18 protein-coding genes are annotated in these 18,848 nt (G+C 49.3%); 13 read left to right on the plus strand and 5 right to left on the minus strand.

The window, feature by feature from the left end; genetic code table 11:
- Positions 1-195, plus strand: a 195-nt coding sequence (locus ABDZ76_RS09550; protein ID WP_343804797.1) for a hypothetical protein, incomplete at its 5' end; no start/stop codon positions are given.
- A gap of 437 nt (positions 196-632) precedes the next feature.
- Positions 633-1,064, plus strand: a complete 432-nt coding sequence (locus ABDZ76_RS09555; protein ID WP_343804801.1) for an RrF2 family transcriptional regulator — start codon at positions 633-635, stop codon at positions 1,062-1,064.
- On the opposite strand, the gene ABDZ76_RS09560 is transcribed toward ABDZ76_RS09555, so the two are convergent.
- On the minus strand, positions 1,057-1,992 hold the full coding sequence (locus ABDZ76_RS09560; RefSeq protein ID WP_343804803.1) for a zinc ABC transporter substrate-binding protein: 936 nt from the start codon (positions 1,990-1,992) through the stop codon (positions 1,057-1,059). The genes ABDZ76_RS09555 and ABDZ76_RS09560 overlap by 8 nt on opposite strands.
- 121 nt (positions 1,993-2,113) lie before the next feature.
- Here ABDZ76_RS09560 and znuC point away from each other — a divergent pair, with 121 nt between their 5' ends.
- The 3 genes from znuC to ABDZ76_RS09575 are packed head-to-tail and all read left to right on the plus strand — an operon-like array spanning position 2,114 to position 4,186.
- Entirely contained in the window at positions 2,114-2,968 is an 855-nt protein-coding gene (gene znuC / locus ABDZ76_RS09565) for a zinc ABC transporter ATP-binding protein ZnuC (protein ID WP_343804805.1), read from the plus strand.
- Positions 2,961-3,764, plus strand: a complete 804-nt coding sequence (gene znuB, locus ABDZ76_RS09570; RefSeq protein WP_343805554.1) for a zinc ABC transporter permease subunit ZnuB — start codon at positions 2,961-2,963, stop codon at positions 3,762-3,764. Before znuC ends, znuB begins: the two co-directional genes overlap by 8 nt.
- Positions 3,765-3,769: 5 nt before the next feature.
- A complete protein-coding gene (locus ABDZ76_RS09575; protein ID WP_343804807.1) occupies positions 3,770-4,186 on the plus strand; it encodes a Fur family transcriptional regulator in 417 nt (138 codons plus the stop codon).
- A 50-nt stretch (positions 4,187-4,236) separates the two neighbouring features.
- On the opposite strand, the gene ABDZ76_RS09580 is transcribed toward ABDZ76_RS09575, so the two are convergent.
- Together ABDZ76_RS09580 and ABDZ76_RS09585 are read right to left on the minus strand one after the other, a co-directional pair.
- On the minus strand, positions 4,237-5,019 hold the full coding sequence (locus ABDZ76_RS09580) for a helix-turn-helix transcriptional regulator (protein WP_343805557.1): 783 nt from the start codon (positions 5,017-5,019) through the stop codon (positions 4,237-4,239).
- A 342-nt stretch (positions 5,020-5,361) separates the two neighbouring features.
- Positions 5,362-6,045, minus strand: coding sequence for a TetR/AcrR family transcriptional regulator C-terminal domain-containing protein (locus ABDZ76_RS09585; protein ID WP_343804809.1), 684 nt, complete (start codon positions 6,043-6,045; stop codon positions 5,362-5,364).
- A gap of 233 nt (positions 6,046-6,278) precedes the next feature.
- On the opposite strand from ABDZ76_RS09585, the gene ABDZ76_RS09590 reads away from it, so the two are divergent.
- From ABDZ76_RS09590 to ABDZ76_RS09615, 6 genes are all read left to right on the plus strand, one after another.
- Positions 6,279-7,463, plus strand: coding sequence for an HlyD family secretion protein (locus ABDZ76_RS09590; RefSeq protein WP_343805559.1), 1,185 nt, complete (start codon positions 6,279-6,281; stop codon positions 7,461-7,463).
- Positions 7,464-7,503: 40 nt separating this feature from the next.
- Entirely contained in the window at positions 7,504-9,081 is a 1,578-nt protein-coding gene (locus ABDZ76_RS09595) for a DHA2 family efflux MFS transporter permease subunit (protein ID WP_343804811.1), read from the plus strand.
- Positions 9,082-9,331: 250 nt separating this feature from the next.
- Entirely contained in the window at positions 9,332-10,435 is a 1,104-nt protein-coding gene (locus ABDZ76_RS09600) for an ABC transporter substrate-binding protein (RefSeq protein ID WP_343804813.1), read from the plus strand.
- A 67-nt stretch (positions 10,436-10,502) separates the two neighbouring features.
- Positions 10,503-11,408 (plus strand): ABC transporter permease, encoded by a 906-nt coding sequence (locus ABDZ76_RS09605; protein ID WP_343804815.1) that lies wholly within the window; start codon positions 10,503-10,505, stop codon positions 11,406-11,408.
- Positions 11,405-12,211, plus strand: coding sequence for an ABC transporter permease (locus tag ABDZ76_RS09610; RefSeq protein WP_343804817.1), 807 nt, complete (start codon positions 11,405-11,407; stop codon positions 12,209-12,211). The genes ABDZ76_RS09605 and ABDZ76_RS09610 overlap by 4 nt, the downstream gene beginning before the upstream one ends.
- 8 nt (positions 12,212-12,219) lie before the next feature.
- On the plus strand, positions 12,220-13,281 hold the full coding sequence (locus ABDZ76_RS09615) for an ABC transporter ATP-binding protein (RefSeq protein WP_343804819.1): 1,062 nt from the start codon (positions 12,220-12,222) through the stop codon (positions 13,279-13,281).
- Positions 13,282-13,334: 53 nt separating this feature from the next.
- On the opposite strand, the gene gndA is transcribed toward ABDZ76_RS09615, so the two are convergent.
- On the minus strand, positions 13,335-14,747 hold the full coding sequence (gene gndA, locus ABDZ76_RS09620) for an NADP-dependent phosphogluconate dehydrogenase (protein WP_343804822.1): 1,413 nt from the start codon (positions 14,745-14,747) through the stop codon (positions 13,335-13,337).
- A 218-nt stretch (positions 14,748-14,965) separates the two neighbouring features.
- Positions 14,966-16,099 carry an ornithine/lysine decarboxylase gene (odc2, locus tag ABDZ76_RS09625; RefSeq protein WP_343804824.1) on the minus strand — a complete coding sequence of 378 codons (1,134 nt, stop codon included), beginning with the start codon at positions 16,097-16,099 and terminating at the stop codon, positions 14,966-14,968.
- Positions 16,100-16,720: 621 nt separating this feature from the next.
- On the opposite strand from odc2, the gene ABDZ76_RS09630 reads away from it, so the two are divergent.
- Together ABDZ76_RS09630 and ABDZ76_RS09635 are read left to right on the plus strand one after the other, a co-directional pair.
- The gene (locus ABDZ76_RS09630; protein ID WP_343804826.1) at positions 16,721-17,911 is read left to right on the plus strand and encodes an amidase; all 1,191 of its coding nucleotides are present in this window, start codon (positions 16,721-16,723) and stop codon (positions 17,909-17,911) included.
- Between the two features lie 12 nt (positions 17,912-17,923).
- On the plus strand, positions 17,924-18,838 hold the full coding sequence (locus tag ABDZ76_RS09635) for a LysR family transcriptional regulator (protein WP_343804828.1): 915 nt from the start codon (positions 17,924-17,926) through the stop codon (positions 18,836-18,838).
- The last annotated feature ends 10 nt before the right edge of the window (positions 18,839-18,848 follow it).

Here is an 18,848-nt window from a genome sequence, read left to right on the forward strand (position 1 = left end):
GAACTATCCGAAAACAGTTCAGCAAACTATGCCGCCCACGTTTCTCTTTCTTCTGTATGTAATTTTCAAAGAACGGACGAAATCAACTTTCGTCAAAAACTAACTTCAATCACCAATCAGCGAACTCGCGCTCAACCGCTCAGCAATCTCACCACCCTCACTCTCTCGAGCTCCGAAGTGGTTCGGGGCTTCTAACCCCTCAAGTAATCACTGTCAAGTGAAAACTTGCAAGAAAATCATTTACTTATCAAACAATCTTCTCAAATTCCTAAAACCGGATTTCTCCAATTTCAGCCAGAACAATCAACCAATCTCACAACCGATCAATCACTCTTAAGGACGAAGCTTCCTGCCGCTAGCAGCGCCGCCGCCCTCGTTGTTCGCCTTATAGGGCAACCAATCTAAAACTGTCAACGACAATCTAACAAAAAATGCAAAATTCTTTTCAACAGGGAAAACAAACAAAATTAACCAAAACGAAACCAAAAAACAGAACCAAGAAAGGAATCGAAACTACCCTTTGATTATCCCCAATTAGTAGGGGAAGCCGCACTCTATATATAAAGGGCTTGTACCGGACGCTTATTGCTCCTAATCCTGAAATTGCGGGTATTATAAGGGAGTCCAGTACAATGCTAACAAAAAAAGGGAAATATGGCCTGAAAGCCATGATCCATCTGGCCACTTCGGAACAGGAAACTCTGGTATCGGTTGGGGAGATTGCCACCAAACATCAGATCCCGCGCAAATTTCTGGATAATATCCTGACAGAACTGCGCAATGCCGGCTTTGTAAACAGCCGTAAAGGCAAAGGCGGCGGCTTTTGCCTTGCCCGTCCGGCCAGTGAAATTCACATCGGCAATATTATACGTGTGCTTGATGGAGCGCTTGCGCCAATTTCCTGCGCCAGCAAAACGGATTATCGTCCTTGCGACGATTGCAATGAAGAGTTTTGTGAAGTGCGCCACGTCATGCTGGACGTGCGCAAAGCGATTGCCGATGTTCTCGACAATCGCACTTTAGAGCAAAGCGCTAATCCGGCGATAGCAGCACTTCTTAATTAAGACACTTATTCAGCGAAGCGGCCAGATCACGCAACAAATTCAGATATAGATCTGGCCCATCCTTCAGTTCCGCCCCCAAAGGATCCAGAACACCGGTCTTTGCCGATGTGCCATCAATCACTGTCTGTACCAAGCGCGACTCGAATTGCGGCTCTGAAAATACGCAGACCGCATTAAGAGCCGAGAGTTTATCGTGTATCTCTTTTATACGGGCTGCACCCGGCGCATTTTCCGGACTGACAGTGATTGAACCAACCGTATTCAAGCCATAACGTTTTTCAAAATATTGATAACCATCATGGAAAACGACAAACGGCTTGCCTTTTACAGGCGCCAGCTCATCCTTCAGCTCTTTATCCAATTTTGCGATACGCTCTTTATAACTATCCGCATTGGCATGATATGTTTTTGCATTGGCAGGATCTGCTTCACTTAAAACATTGGCGATTTCCTCAACCATCGTTTCGCCATTGGAAGGATCAAGCCAGATATGTGCGTCATGGCCATGCTCATGAGAATGATCGTGCCCGTGACCATGGTCGTGACCTTCAAAAGCGCCACCCTCACGGAAGCCATAAGTGGTCAGACCACTCACCTCACCCAGCATAATTTGCTCAGCTTTGGTGCCGAGCGTTTCCAATGGCTTGCTTAAGAACATTTCCATAGAAGGCCCTGTCCAGAAAATGAGCTTGGCATTTTCCAGCATATTAGCATCTGACGGCTTCAAACTATAAGTATGACCAGAGCCAGCGCCTTTCACGATCAGCTGCGGTTCAGCCACATCTTTCATCACAGCAGAAACCAGTGAATGCAGAGGCTTGATTGAAACGACAACGTCCGTATCGGTTAAGGCATAACTTGGCTGTACGGCTAAAGCAGTGCCGGCACAAAAAACCGATGCCATCAAAAATTTACCCATAAATTTCATAATAAACCTCTTGAAAAGACATGACTCACATCACTAATTGCGATATGTAATTGTATAACAATTCTATGTAATGCTATAACGTCACGAATTGCAACGTGCAAGCTATTTTCGGAAATATTTTATGCCCCATACCCGCCCGACCACACATACCGGCTCCATAAAGCCCGCCAACCCGCCTTTGATCGAACTCAAAGATGCAGGCGTTTTTCGTGACGGCCGCTGGCTGGTGCGCAATATTAATCTGACAGTCAGCGCCGGTGAGATTGTAACGCTGATCGGCCCTAATGGTTCGGGCAAAAGCACCACGGCAAAAATGGCCTTGCATATTACCAAGCCGGACGAAGGGTCGGTTACACACCAGCCCGATCTCCGCATCAGCTATGTACCGCAAAAGCTCAATCTTGACCGCACCTTACCTTTATCGGTTGAACGCCTGATGACCCTGACCGCCAAGGTCAGCAAAGCAGATATTCTCAAAGCACTGGAACGTGTCGGCATTACTCATCTCTTAAAAGCGCAAATCGCCAATCTCTCCGGCGGCGAATTACAGCGCGCCTTAATTGCGCGCGCCATAGCCCGAAACCCGAACCTTTTAGTGCTGGACGAGCCGGTGCAAGGCGTGGACTTTAATGGTGAGGCTGTTCTTTATGAGCTTATCCAGAAAGTACGTGATGAAACCGGCTGTGCGGTTTTGCTGATCAGCCATGATCTGCATCTGGTTATGTCTGCAACGGATCGTGTTTTCTGCCTTAACGGGCATATTTGCTGTAGCGGTACACCGGAGGAAGTCAGTGCGAGCCCTGATTATATGCGCCTGTTTGGCGCGCGCGCCGCTTTGCCTTTGAGTGTCTACCAACACAAACATGACCACACGCATCTGGCCGATGGTCGTGTTTTACATTCTGACGGCACGATTACCGATCACTGCCACCATGAAGACGGGCATCACAATCACGAAGGTCAGCATCATGCTTGATGATTTTTTCACCCGCGCTCTCATTGCCGGCATCGGGCTTGCTGTTACCACCGGCCCGCTTGGTTGCTTTATCATCTGGCGACGGATGGCTTATTTTGGCGATACCATGTCCCATTCCGCCCTGCTTGGTGTGGCGCTCGCCTTGTTTTTCAACATCAACATGATTGTCGGTGTTTTTGTCGTAGCGCTTTCCATCTCTGCCATTTTGCTGCTGTTGCAACGCAAACAGAGCCTGTCATCAGATTCTCTTTTGGGGATACTGTCCCACTCCACGCTGGCACTTGGCATGGTGATGGTTGCCTTTATGACATGGGTGCGTGTTGACCTGATGTCCTTTCTCTTTGGCGATATTCTCTCGGTCTCCAGAATGGACATATTGCTGATTTATGGTGGCGGCGCTGTTGTGCTTGCTATTCTGGCATTTCTCTGGCGGCCATTGCTGGCTTCAACCATCAATGAAGATCTGGCTCGCGCAGAAGGTATGAACCCTGACCTATCGCAAGCCGTCTTCATGATTCTGCTTGCTGTGGTGATAGCAATTGCGATGAAAATAGTCGGCATCCTGTTGATTACCGCCATGTTGATTATTCCGGCAGCCACGGCACGCCGCTTCGCGACAACCCCTGAAAAAATGGCTGTCATTGCCTCACTCGTCGGATCACTGGCGGTTACCGGCGGGCTTTTCGGCTCGCTCCATTATGATACACCATCCGGCCCGTCGATCGTGGTGGCGGCATTTGGCATTTTCATGCTAAGCCTGCTATCATTAAACAAAAGAATGCTGAAACGGATATAAAAACAATGAGTGCACATCATCATCACGCTGCAACCGAGCTGACGCGCAATCAATCTCTTGTTTTTGACGTCCTCAGCAAGGCGGAAGGCCCGCTTAGTGCCTATACGATTTTAGATCAGCTGCGCGATGAAGGTATTCGCGCACCCCTGCAAATTTATCGTGCGCTGGATAAGTTGCTGGAATATGGCATGGTACACCGTGTGGAAAGCCTCAATGCGTTTGTCGCTTGTGCCGATCCGCACTGCTCCGCCCACGGCATCACCGCTTTTGCTATTTGTGAAAAATGCGGACAAGTAGATGAATTTGCTGATCCGCTGATTGAAGACCGCGTGCGCCAATGGGGTGCGCAGCATGGCTTTAAGCCAAGCAAAACCACTTTGGAACTGCGTGGTCTTTGCGCACAATGTCAGGCCGCAGCCTGATATAAAAAGAGCGGTTGCGTTCATTACAAACCGCTCTTTGAAGTCTGATTTTATGTCAGATGCGACACTTCCGGCTCTTTAATAATGCCTAAGGTCAAAGCCGCAGCAACGGCTGCCGTGCGGTTGGAACAACCAAGCTTGATCTTGGCATTTTGCAAATAAGTCACCACTGTCCAGCGAGCGATAGATAAAATCTCGGCAATCTCACCGTCAGTTTTGCCGATTGCTGCCCATGTCAGACACTCAATCTCACGCGCTGTCAGCAGTGCTGCTTGCGATGTTTGCGAAATCCCCTGCCCTGCCAAAGCCAAATGCAATTCCTTGCTGGCCTTCAATAAGGATGCGCGCATACGATTGATAAATGCGCAACGGTCTTCCTCGCCTTCATCAAATGAAAACAGCGAACACCCCGCAATGCCATTGGCATATTGCGCCGACACCGCCAGAAAAAGCGTACCAGCGCCATGTTTGGTCGCATCATTATACATCGCAGCTATGGACGGATTATCATAATGCTGCCCGCCCAGATCGAGCAGCAGTTCGCAATCTCCAGTCGTGACCACAGGAATATTGTCATTAAACAACGGATCAATGGCAAAGTAGTTTTTTGCCGAATAACGCTCCACCCATTTAGAGGGCATTGTAATGGCAACAGTAATATCGCTATCGGCGATTTTTGTACCCTCAAATCCGCAATTACAAAAAGCATGCAGAATATGTTTGCAGTTGATTTCCTGTTTAACGCGCTGAAGTTCAGTTAAAATATCGCCTTTGAACGTCTGCCCAAAAAATGTTTCTTTGAAATTCGGAAAGTGAATTAAATCATATTTCATCATAATTATCCTTGCTAAAAGCAGCACCTAATCCACACCATGATGTCTCATAAGCAGACACTGCCACTTCACTCGGCCAAACGCCTGGGAGGATGGACGGAGCCCTAAAGGCATAAATTTTTGTCAGTTAGCAACACTTTAGATAAGCAATAGCTAAAATAACCTATGTTTTATGACTTAAAATGAACAATTTGAAAAGAAAAAATAAAGCGGGAAACAGCTTTTAAATTAAAAACTGAATATTCTCATAAATCCTGTAAATAGCTATCAAGTACTTATAACAATATATATAGCAATTTATTGATCCCAATTAATAGGGATTACTTGAGATAGGCTTAAAAATCAGCGCGGTGCATAACCGCGACAAAACAAATCAACTGCACTTTTAACATTATGTTCAATGCGCTGGAAAACCTCTTCCTCGCTCAAAACACCAAACAAACGTGGCCGGTAAAGACCGGCAAAATACAAATCCACCAATTGAAAAGCCGCCAATTGCGTATCAGCAATTTCCAATTCCTTGCGTGCCACCATCTGATCCAGAAATCCGGCCATTCTTTGCAGCATATGTTTAGGACCACTGCGATAAAAGCCACTAGTCACATCCGGATTACGGTCACGGATGCCAAGCACAATGCGCTGTGCGCTGACAGCAGATTCAGCGAGAAAACGCTGCGAGATCTGCATGCCGAATTCAATCAACTGTTCTTTATTATAGGGGCCGTTATCCAAAATTGCTGCGAGCTCTGAAAACATTTCACGCCGATATTCATAGCAAATCGCTTCAAACAAAGCGTCTTTATCAGTGAAATACACATAGAGCGTACCTTTGGACACACCAGCCTGACGCGCAATATCGCTCATGCTGGCAGCTTCAAAGCTCTTGGTGAAAAACACTTCCTGTGCACCGGCCAAAATCTGCGCACGCTTTACCGGATCTTGCCCCGCACCATGACGATTGCCTGATGAGAGAACCTCCTTGGCATTATCATCAGTTTCAGCAAGGTTTTCCGGTTTCAGACACATGGCACACTTTCTTCAGGGTTTTATCCTCTATAACCCCGACAATCATCACTACACAAGTTTTTAGAACCCGCGGGTTCGATTTCTCTTGATATGATAGCTCCGATGCCTTATGTCAACATCGAACCCGCCGGTTCAATCGGTATATCTCCCATATACCACAACTCATTTTTTACGTACCTCTTGAAGAGAGCTCCCCCATGACGGCTCAATCACCAGCGCATTCATCCAGCTCAATGCCAGCTCAGACTTCTGCAGAAGAAGCCGAAATCCGCGCCTTTCCGGGTGTAACAGCAGAGCAGACAAAACGTCAGAATCCAGTGCAAAACGAAACGCCTCCTCCAAGCACAGCCCCATCATCGGCTGAGAAAAAGAAAAAAGGCGCAGGCAAACGTGTCGTGCTGCCTGTTCTGCTCGTTGCGGCATTAGGTGCCGGCGCATGGTATGGCTATAATTGGTGGACTGTCGGCCGTTTTATGGTTTCCACTGAGGATGCCTATATTCAAGGCGATATTTCCGCCATTTCGCCCAAAGTCAGCGGCTATATTGAAGAAATTCCTGTGCATGCCAACCAGTCGGTTAAAGCAGGTGATCCGATTTTCATCCTTGAAGATGGCGATTACCGCATCGCGCTTGATGAAACAAACGCCAAGCTTGAAACGCAAAAACAAACTTTACTGCGCATTGATGCCCAGACCCTTGCTGCTAAAGCCAGTTTGAAGCAGGCAGAAGCCGGAAAACTTTCCGCAGAAGCCGTGCTGACCAACGCCAAAGCCGCGATGGAACGCACCCGTCAGCTGCACAGCACACGCATTGCCTCAAACTCTGATCTCGATAATGCCACTTCCGCATTGGATCAGGCGCAGGCTAATGTCGCCAGTGCAGAAGCAACTATTGCGGCTGCAACAGCAAATATCGGTGTCTTGGAAGCGCAATATAAAGAAGCCGAAAGCACAACACGTTCGCTGGAGCTTGCCCGTGACAAAGCCGAACGTGATCTTTCTTTCACCGTGCTGAAAGCACCATTTGACGGTGTGATTGGCAATCTTTCCGGCAAAACCGGTGATCTTGTGAATGCAGGCCAGCGTATTGCCGCACTTGTGCCCGTCAAAGAGCTTTATATTGAAGCCAATTTCAAAGAAACACAGCTTGCCAAAATCCATGGTGGCGAAAAAGCCCATATCACCATTGATGCACTGCAAGATCAGACTTATGAGGGCACAGTTACCTCTATCGCACCGGCATCGGGCGCAGTGTTTTCACTTCTGCCGCCAGAAAATGCGACTGGTAACTTCACCAAGATTGTCCAGCGTGTACCGGTGCGGGTCACCATTCCGGCAGATGCCATAGCATCAGGCAAATTGCGTGCCGGTTTAAGTGTGGTTGTCGATATCGACACCCGCACTTCGCCTGCTCAATAAGCGTGATTTGACCTTAAAAGCCTGAACGGAGCGCGTCATTATGGCCGCCGATATAACAGCCGGATCATTGCCTGTTGCCGATGATCGTATAGATCCCAAAAAAGCTATCGCCTTTCTGGCGATGGTTTTCGGGATGTTTATGGCGATCCTCGACATTCAGATTGTCTCGGCCTCTTTGGCCGAAATTCAGGCCGGCCTTGGCGCCAGCTCTGATGAAATTTCATGGGTGCAGACCTCCTATCTGATCGCGGAAGTTATCATGATTCCGCTATCGGGCTTTTTAGGTCGTCTGATGTCCACCCGCGTGCTTTTCACATTGTCTGCGGCGGGCTTTACGCTTGCCAGTATTCTATGTGCGACCGCCACCAATATTGAGCAGATGATTGTCTATCGTGCGTTGCAAGGTTTTATCGGCGGCGGCATGATTCCAAGTGTTTTTGCGGCAGCTTTTACTATTTTTCCGCCGTCCAAACGCTCCATCGTCTCCCCGATGATCGGCCTTGTCGCCACGATGGCGCCAACGGTCGGGCCAACTATCGGCGGCTATCTCAGTCACACATTTTCATGGCATTGGCTGTTTTTGGTCAATGTGATCCCAGGCATTATCGTGGCTGTCGCCGCATGGAAACTGATTGATTTCGATAAAGGCGACAAATCCCTTTTGTCAAAATTTGACTGGTGGGGCTTAGCCGGTATGGCAGCTTTTCTGGGTTCGCTTGAATATGTGCTGGAAGAAGGCCCGCGCAATGACTGGCTGGATGATCAAACCATTTTTGTTATGTCCATCGTACTGACTGTCGGCGCTGTGATCTTTTTCTATCGTGCATTCACCGCACAAGAACCCATTGTCGACCTGCGCGCCTTTAAAAATGTCAATTTTGCTTTCGGTTCGCTGTTTTCCTTTGTCATGGGGGTCGGGCTTTATGGCCTGACCTATCTCTATCCGCTCTATCTCGGACGGGTACGCGGTTATGATTCTCTGATGATCGGTGAAGCACTGTTTGTTTCAGGTCTTGCCATGTTTATGACAGCCCCGATTGCCGGTATTTTGTCCAATAAAATGGATCCGCGTCATATGATGATGGTCGGTTTTATCGGTTTTGGCGCTGGCACATGGCTGGTCACCGGCCTGACAGCTGACTGGGATTTCTACGAATTATTGCTGCCGCAAATTTTGCGTGGTTGCTCTTTGATGATTTGTATGGTGCCGATCAACAATCTGGCGATGGGTACGCTGCCGCCTTCACGCCTCAAAAATGCGGCAGGTTTGTTTAACCTGACGCGAAACTTAGGCGGTGCTGTCGGCTTGGCGGTTATCAATACGATTCTCACCGATCGGAATGCCATGCATTATCAACGCCTTGCTGAGCATATTCGCTGGGGCAACCGTGAAGCAGAAGATATGCTTGCCAATTTGACCGCCAAATTTAATGCAGCAGGCCTCGATGGCCCAGTCATTGCGCTCTCCAAACTCAGCGGCATGGTGCATCAACAGGCAACACTTTTGTCCTTCATTGATGTTTTCCACATCTTAACGGTGCTGTTCAGCGCTCTGGCCGTGCTTTGTTTATTCGCCAGAAAACCAGATAAAGCAGCCAGTGGCGGCGGTGGCCATTAAAAAAACTGTCATAAAATCAAGGCGGTCGGTGCTTCATCGGCCGTTTTGACGACTAAAGCCTGATTGCCAAGCGCTTAAAAACATGGTTCATTTTCCGACAGCCTTGGGTTTATCCGGTGCCCTTCATGCAACCGCAATGCATTTATGAAAGATGTCATGCAGGTGTCATGCAGTGTGATTATCGGATTAAATATGAGCATTGGAATCATACCAGCGCCATAAAACTCAAGCCTGAACAGGGAGTTTAATTATGTTGTCTCATGCAGCGCGTTTATTGTCATTATCGACTGCAATTGCGGTTGCAGGTGTGTCCATTGCGGCCGCCGCACCATCTGAAGAGCTGATCGCAGCGGCTAAAGCTGAAGGTGAGCTCACCACAATCGCTCTGCCCCACGACTGGTGCGGCTATGGCGAAATCATTCAGAGTTTCAAAGATAAATACGGCATTAAAGTCAACGAACTGAACCCTGATGCGGGCTCAGGCGATGAAATTGAAGCTATCAAAGCCAATAAAGACAACAAAGGCCCGCAGGCTCCTGACGTGATTGACGTCGGCTTCACCTTCGGCACCACCGCTAAAGCGGACGGTTTGTTGCAGCCTTATAAAGTGTCAACATGGGATTCGATCCCGGATGATGCCAAGGACGCAGAAGGCTACTGGTATGGCGACTATTACGGCGTGCTGGCTTTTGAAGTTAACAAAGACATCATCAAAGATGCCCCACAAGACTGGGCAGACCTGTTGAAGCCTGAATTTGCCAATGCGGTTGCACATTCCGGCGATCCACGCGCCTCGACTCAGGCAATCTTGAGCGTTTACGCAGCCGGCCTCTCGCTTGGTGGTTCGGCTGGTGAAGATGCCGCCCAGAAGGGTCTGGAATTCTTCCGCGATGTTAATAAAGCCGGCAATTTCGTTCCTGTTATCGGTAAAGCCGCTTCGCTGGCACAAGGTTCAACCCCAATTGTTATCCGCTGGGATTACAATGCGCTGGCCGACCGTGACACACTGAACGGCAACCCGGAAGTTGAAGTTATCATTCCGAAAAGCGGCGTTGTTGCAGGCGTTTACGTGCAAGGCATCAGCGCCTATGCACCACATCCAAATGCAGCCAAGCTCTGGATGGAACATCTTTATTCCGATGAAGGTCAGGTCGGTTACCTGAAAGGTTACTGCCACCCGATTCGCTTTAATGCGCTGGCAAAAGAAGGCAAAATCCCGCAGGATCTGCTCGACAAACTGCCACCAGCAGAAGCTTACGAAAAAGCTGTCTTCCCTTCATTGGAAGAGCTGGAAAAATCACAGGCTGCGATCACTAAAAACTGGGATAGCGTTGTCGGTGCCAATGTCCAATAATATTTGCTAATCCTCATGTCCTGCGGCTTGTCTTTTCAAGCCGCAGGATTTCTCTTAAAAGAACAGCATGAACGCAATCAGCAACGATTATCTCGACGGCGAGCCAGCTGCCTTACCAAAACGCAAACGAAAACTTTCCTTTGCTTGGGTTGGGGTCACGCCTTTTTTCCTTTTTGCCATTTTATTTCTGCTCTGGCCGACCATGTTTCTGGTTGTCGGCGCCTTTCAGGACGGGCAAGGCAATTTTACCTTCCAGAATATTATTGATCTGTTTCAGGCCAATATTTTAAGCGCCTATTGGGTTTCGATCAAAATCAGTTTCGCCTCCGCATTGGGTGGCGCGGTGATCGGCTTCTTTCTGGCATGGGCAATCGTGCTCGGTAATTTGCCCAAATGGCTGCGCCCGACAGTGCTGACCTTCTCCGGTGTTGCCTCCAACTTTGCCGGTGTGCCACTGGCTTTTGCCTTTCTGGCAACCCTTGGACGCACAGGTTTCGTAACGATTCTTCTGCGCGAATGGTTCGGCTTCAATCTTTATGGCACCGGCTTTAATCTTTTGAGCTTTTTCGGTCTCACCCTCACCTATCTATTTTTCCAAATTCCGCTGATGGTGCTGATTCTCACACCCGCCTTAGACGGTTTGAAAAAAGAATGGCGTGAAGCTGCCTCGATTCTTGGTGCCAACCAGCTGCAATATTGGCGCATGGTGGCCTTTCCCATCCTCTGGCCAAGCCTGCTCGGCACATCGCTTTTGCTGTTTGCCAATGCTTTTGGTGCCATTGCCACAGCTTATGCCCTAACCGGCTCGACACTCAACATCGTACCGATCATGCTTTACGCACAGATTCGCGGCGACGTGCTGCATAACCAAAACTTAGGTTACGCGCTGGCGCTCGGTATGATTGTCATTACAGGCATTTCCAACCTGCTTTATATTTGGTTGCGTATGCGTGCGGAAAGGTGGCAGCGATGAAAAAGACCCGCTATTTCACCCCGCAGCGCATTGGTGCATGGGTCGCCTTTCTGATCGGCGCGATTTATTTTCTGGTGCCACTGATCGGCACATTTGAATTTTCGCTGCGTATGCGTCGCGGCGAATATTCTTTTGATGCTTATCGCGTCGTTTTCACCGATCCGAATTTTCAGTCAACCTTCGGCTATTCGATACTCTTAGCTATCATGACGATTATCTTCGGCATTTTGCTGGTGGTGCCAACGGCCTATTGGGTGCGTTTGCGTTTGCCAAAATTGCGACCCGTAATCGAATTCATCACGCTGATGCCATTGGTCATTCCGGCCATCGTCATCGTTTTCGGCTATTTGCGCATTTATAACTCATCATCATGGTTGCCATTTACCGCTTCGACACAAGCAACTGACCTGTTGTTAATGTTCGGTTATGTCACCTTGTCATTGCCTTATATGTACCGCGCCATTGATACGGCCATGCGCACGATTGATGTTCGCACGCTAACGGAAGCTGCCGAAAGCATGGGGGCAAAGCTGCCGACAATCATGTTCCGGATTATTTTCCCGAATGTGCTTTCCGGCGTGATGAGTGGTGCTTTCATTACCTTTGCGATTGTGATCGGCGAATTTACCCTTGCCTCCCTTCTCAACCGTCCGGCTTTCGGGCCTTATCTGCAACTTGTCGGCGCCAACCGCGCCTATGAACCATCAGCACTCGCCATTATTGCATTTGGCATAACATGGGCAAGCATGGCATTGATCCAGCTTGTCTCACGCCTCAACAAATTCAAAACCACGGGCGGGTAATTCATCTCATGGCCTTTTTAAATTTAAAAAACTTACAAAAAAGCTTTGGCACCAATACGGTGGTGCATGATTTCAATCTCGCCGTTGAAAAAGGCGAATTTGTCTCCTTCTTAGGCCCTTCGGGCTGCGGGAAAACCACCGTTTTGCGCATGATTGCCGGTTTTGAAACACCTGACCGCGGCATGATCGAAATTGACGGTAAGGATGTGGTTGATCTCAAACCCAACCAACGCAATATCGGCATGGTGTTTCAGGCCTATGCGCTGTTTCCCAATATGACAGTTGCGCAAAACGTGGCTTTTGGCCTGCGTATTGCCGGTAAATCCAAACAAGAGCGCGATGCAACGGTCAAAGAAATGCTGAGCCTTATCCGGCTTGAGCATCTGGCCGACCGCTATCCGTATCAAATGTCCGGCGGTCAGCAGCAGCGTGTGGCTCTTGCCAGAGCTTTGGCAACCAAGCCGCAAGTGCTGCTGCTTGATGAACCGCTTTCTGCACTTGATGCAAAAATCCGCATTTCTTTGCGTGAAGAGATTCGCGCCATTCAGCAAAAACTCGGCATTACCACAATCTTCGTCACCCACGATCAGGAAGAAGCTTTGTCAATCTCTGACCGAATCGTCGTGATGCATGAAGGTAAGGCCGATCAGGTTGGCACACCGTTTGAGATTTATAATCAGCCATCCACACGCTTTGTGGCGTCCTTTGTCGGAACGCTCAATATGCTGGAAGGTCATGTGGAAAATCTCTCCGCCAATCAGATCAATCTGGATGGCAATCTGATTACATTGCCTCAGCCAATCACGGGTGTAGCCGATAAAGCATCAGTCACTTTGGCATTACGACCAGAAGCCATCCGGCTCAACAATCAAAAGCCGCAGGATGTTTCTGTGCCTGCCGCGATTGAAGATGTGCATTTCTTGGGCTCAGTGATCAGAACACGTGTGAAGCTCGGGCAGAATCAATTGTCGCTTGATAGTTTCAATGATCCGGCTGTGGCACCGCCAAAGCGTGGCGACGAGGTGAAAGTTTCCTTTGCCGCCCACGACCTGCTGGTCTTACAAGATTAACAAAAAAGCCGCTGATACAATCAGCGGCTTTTTTAATCTCACTTAAGCTATTATCACGCGCCCCAAGGGCCGTGGAAATCACCCTGTTTATCAAGGCGTTCAAAACCATGCGCGCCAAAGAAATCACGCTGCGCCTGAATAAGATTGGCTGTGCCGCGTGACTGTTTGAAACTGTCAAAATAGCTCAAAGCAGCGCTCAATGCCGGCATTGGCAATTCGCCAAGGGCTGCTTTTGCCACCACCTGACGCAATGCACCGGATGATGCTTTCATTTTTTCAACAAAAGCCGGTGTCAGCAGCAGATTATCGGCCTCACCATCATCAAACGCTTTGGCAATATCATCAAGGAACTGCGAGCGAATAATGCAACCGGCACGCCAGATACGGGCAACTGTTGCCAATGGAATATTCCAGCCATGCTCTTTAGAAGCGGCCTGCATCACCACAAAACCCTGCGCATAGGCAGCAATTTTACCAGCCAGTAATGCTTGTTCCAACTGATTAATGAACGCGGCCTGATCTTCCAGCTCTACCGTATGATCGGCAGTACCATAGGTTTTCTCGGCCAATGCACGTTCTGCTCGCATCGAAGAAACAGCACGCGCACCAACAGCTGCTTCAATGGCAGATGCCGGAACACCCATCATCTGCGCTTCAATGGCAGCCCAGCGTCCGGTGCCCTTTTGGCCAGCCGCATCAAGAATGATATCAACCATCGCCTGACCGGATTCAGGATCCTGTGTGCGCAACACTTCAGCCGTGATTTCAATCAGATAAGAGTTGAGTGCGCCTTCGTTCCATTTGGCAAAAATATCGCCAATCGCAGGTGCAGAAAGGCCAAGACCATCACGCAGCACGCCGTAAATTTCAGCAATCATCTGCATATCGGCATATTCAATACCGTTATGAATGGTTTTCACAAAGTGACCAGCACCATCCGGCCCCATCAGGGCAACGCATGCTTCACCTTCATATTGCGCAGCAACAGCATTCAAAACCGGTGCAATACGTTCATAGGCAGCTTCCGTGCCGCCCACCATCATAGACGCACCATGGCGCGCACCTTCCGCACCACCGGAAATGCCCATGCCAACAAAGGTCGGGTCATTGGGTCCAAGCGCTTTTAGACGGCGAACCGTATCGCGATAATCGGAATTGCCGGAATCGATAATGATATCCTGCTTATCAAGCAGAAGCCGCAAACGGGCGGTTTCATCATCCACCGGCTGACCTGCTTTGATCAGAAAGATGAACGGGCGCGGTTGACGGGTGTTTTCCACCAGCGCTTCAAAAGTTTCACAAGGAATAATTTTATCGCTCAGCGCACCGGCATTTTTGTAAAACTGCTGCACGACGGCCGGATCACGATCATAAACCGCAACGCGGAAACCTTTTTCAGCAATGTTCAGTGCGAGGTTAGAACCCATCACGCCAAGCCCAACCATGCCAATATCGGCTTTTTCCATGATATGTCCTTCTGTCAAACGTCAATTTACCTGGCGATATAGCCTAAACATGATCGCAGGCCAATGGTTTATAAGCATCAGCGAAAATACAAAGCTGACTTCCGCCGTCCTGATTAATTCTTCAGACCTATATATGACCGGCTGACAGTTTGTTCAATTTACAAATGGAAAAAGCACCCAAGAAAAAGCCGCCTGATTGTGTCAGGCGGCTTGTTTTTTTAAATCACGTAAGAGCGGAGTGGCTCAAAACCGTTGAAAGCAACGGCCGAATAAGTGGTGGTGTAAGCACCGGTGCCTTCAATGAGAACCTCGTCACCGATCGAAAGTGAAACCGGCAACGGATATGGGTTCTTTTCATAAAGCACATCTGCGCTATCGCAGGTAGGTCCTGCCAGTACGCATGGCTGCACTTCATCACCATCGCGTGGTGTCACGATCTGATAACGGATCGCTTCATCCATGGTTTCAGCCAAACCACCGAATTTGCCAATGTCGAGGTAAACCCAACGCACATTGTCATTGTCGGCTTTGCGCGAAACCAGCACCACTTCCGCCTTGATCACACCGGCATTACCAACCATGCCGCGGCCTGGTTCGATAATGGTTTCCGGCAGACGGTTGCCGAAATATTTGCTCAAAGCATCAAAAATCGCCATACCATAGGCCTGTGCGGTTGGCACATCGCTCAAATAGCGGGTCGGGAAACCACCGCCCATATTAACCATGCGAAGGTTGACACCTTCTTTTGCCAATTCGCGGAATACCATTGAAGTGTCGGCCAAAGCGCGATCCCATGCGCCCAGATCGGTCTGCTGTGAACCGACATGGAAAGACACGCCATAAGCATCCAAACCCTGTTCTTTAGCAGCGCGTAACACATCAACAGCCATAGCAGGCACACAACCAAATTTGCGTGACAACGGCCATTCAGCGCCTTCACCATCGGTTAAAACGCGGCAGAATACGCGAGAACCCGGTGCAGCGCGGGCAATTTTTTCAACTTCTTCAACGCAATCGACAGCAAAGAGATCAACGCCATGAGCAAAAGCACGCGCAATATCGCGTTCTTTCTTGATGGTATTGCCATAAGAAATACGGTCGGCGGTTGCACCTGCATCCAGCGCCATTTCAATTTCTGCAACTGATGCAGTATCGAAGCATGAGCCAAGGGAAGCCAGAAGACGCAGAACTTCCGGTGCAGGATTTGCTTTAACTGCGTAAAAAATACGGGATTCCGGCAATGCTTTTTCAAAGCCGAGATAGTTTTCGCGCACAACATCCAGATCCAGCACGAGGCATGGGCCTTCAGGGCGGCGGGTGTCGAGAAAATCAATAATACGCTGTGTAGCCATAGTACAAACTCCCATGCGGGCGTACTTCTAGCGCACCGCTTCACGAAGGGACAAAGTAAGTATGAATCACTCCGCACGAGACCAGCCTTTGGAGACACTGAAATCATGTGAAAGTTCATAGCGATGATGGGACAACGCCGCTAAGCGTTATTCCGCTTTGTCTGCCTTGGATTGGAAGAGTTGACCGCTTCCGCACTACCGGCAATGAAGGTGTGCCTCTTTGAGTTCCCGACTTTTGGACAGCCGAAAGACACCAGAAAGGCCCGCACCGTCGTTGCTTCAAGATGTCCTTGATCTGGCGGTTGGCCATCAGATCAACTGGAGCGGTTAGGTCCAGGTACCGTACCGGTTTTCCCTCACCATTTGAGGACCGGCGGACACCCACAGGCACGTGCGACTTTGGGCAATTGCGATATAAGAGATAAATCATGTCCATTCAATGACAAATATCCGGTTAATGAAATTAATTTTTTTAAGATTTCTTACTGATGCAAATAAGTCTCAAAAATGCACAAAACCTCATAAAAAACCTATATTATTTCTATATTTATCGCTTTCCACCGGCATGAAATCCGCTGTAGGATGAACAAAGCATCACGATTTTTTAGCGGAAAGTGAACAATGGCGGCTCTTGATCCTTATAATGCGCTCATTAATACGAGTTCTGCCGAGGTGGCTCATGCCACGCACGGCTCCCTTTCAGGCGCGACACTCGCTGTTAAAGATATATTTGACGTCCAAGGGCTCATCACAGGTTGTGGTAATCCGGCGAAAGCTGCCGAATCAAAACCTGCCACCCAAAATGCGGTCTGCGTACAAGTACTGCTGGATCAGGGGGCACAATTTATCGGCAAAACCCAAACCGATGAGCTGGCCTTTTCGCTGATGGGGCAAAATGATCACTTCCCCCACCCTATCAATGCAGCTGCACCTTCACGCGTAACCGGCGGCTCATCCTCCGGCTCGGCCGCAGCCGTTGCCGGTGGTCTTGCAGATATTGCCTTGGGCTCCGACACCGGCGGCTCAATCCGTGCACCGGCAGCATTTTGTGGCTTGATCGGATTGCGCACCACCCATAGCCGTATTTCCAAAAAAGGCGCGATGCCGCTTGCGCCTTCGCTCGACACCGTCGGCTGGTTTGCCAAAAACATCGACCTCTATGAAAAGGTCGGCGCAGCACTGCTTGGTGAAGATCAGCATCAAACAGCATTGACCAAGCTGTTCTTCATGCCAATTTTAGAGCATCTTTTGCTCAATCAGCAATCGGCAGATGCCTATAGAGCCATGTTTACAACGGTGCGTGACCAGTTCACCAACCTTAAACCAGCTTCTCAGCCAACCAGCTCACTCGCAGAGCTTTATCTCTGCTTCCGTCAGATCCAAGGTGCCGAAGCCTGGGCAAGTCATGGCAAATGGATATCATCGGGCGACAAGCATTTAAGCAAAGGTGTGGCTGAGCGTTTTGCCTATGGTGCCAAGGTAAATGCTGAAGATTTGGCTGCTCAGCAGCTCAGACGCGCACGCTTTATTGCAGAGTTTGAAGATATATTGGGCGATGACGGTGTTCTGGTTCTGCCAACCGTTCCGGGCATTGCGCCATTAAGCGCAGAACCTTTTGAACAACAGCAGATTTACCGCGAGCAAGCCTTGCAACTTTTATGCTTATCCGGTCTTTCCGGCCTGCCACAAATCACATTGCCATTAAGCACGGTTGATGGCGCACCTTTTGCCATTTCACTGATCGGCCCGCGCCATAGCGATATGGCACTTATCGCCTTAGCCAAACAAATTCTTCACGTTAAAGCCTCATAACAGGAGCGATCGATGGACACTCTCACCCGTATGCGGGCTTTTATTGATGTGGTTGAGGCGGAAGGTTTTTCTGCTGCCGCCCGTAAAATCGGCCGTTCCAAAGCGCTGCTTTCCAAATATGTGCGCGAACTGGAAGATGAGCTGGGTGCACGCCTGCTTAATCGCACCACGCGCCAGTTTTCGCTGACCGAAGCAGGGCACACTTATTATCACCGTGCGGTTGAGATCATCCGTGACATTGAAAATCTGCAAGATGCCGTGTCTGAAAGCAGCGGCGATGCCCGCGGACGCATCAAGCTTTCCGCCCCGCGCACCTTTGCCGATGCGGTGATCGGTCAATCTTTGATTGAGTTTTGTCTGGCACATCCAGAAATTACTCTGGATGTCAGCCTTGATGACCGCTTTGTTGATCTGGTGGAAGAAGGTTTCGATCTGGCAATCCGTATCACCCGGCTACAGGATTCATCGCTGATTGCCAAAAAACTGGCGCCTTTTCACACCGTGCTTTGCGGCTCACCGGAGCTGATTGAACGTGTAGGCAGACCGGAACGCCCCGAAGATCTGGCCAGCCGCCCTTGCATTATTGATACCAACAGCCGTTCACGCAATAATTGGTATTTCCGCAATCCTGATGGCTCTGCCGTTGCGGTTTCCGTCAGCGGCCCTTTGGAGGTCAACAGCCCGATCAGCACCAAACATGCAGGCCTTCGCGGTTTGGGCTTCTGCTCGCTGCCGGTTTTTGTTGCTGAAGAAGAAATCGCCAAAGGCACATTGGTTTCGGTGCTGGATGAGTTCCGGCTCACCGATGGCGGAATTTATGTAGTTTATTCCCATAAGCGCTATTTGCCAGCCAAAGTGCGCGCCTTAGTGGATTTTTTAAGCCAATGGTTCAAAGACCATAATGAGAACGTTTCCCGACAAGGGTAACAAGCATTTT

Source organism: Paenochrobactrum glaciei (genome assembly GCF_039522165.1).
In the GTDB taxonomy this organism is placed as follows: domain Bacteria; phylum Pseudomonadota; class Alphaproteobacteria; order Rhizobiales; family Rhizobiaceae; genus Paenochrobactrum; species Paenochrobactrum glaciei.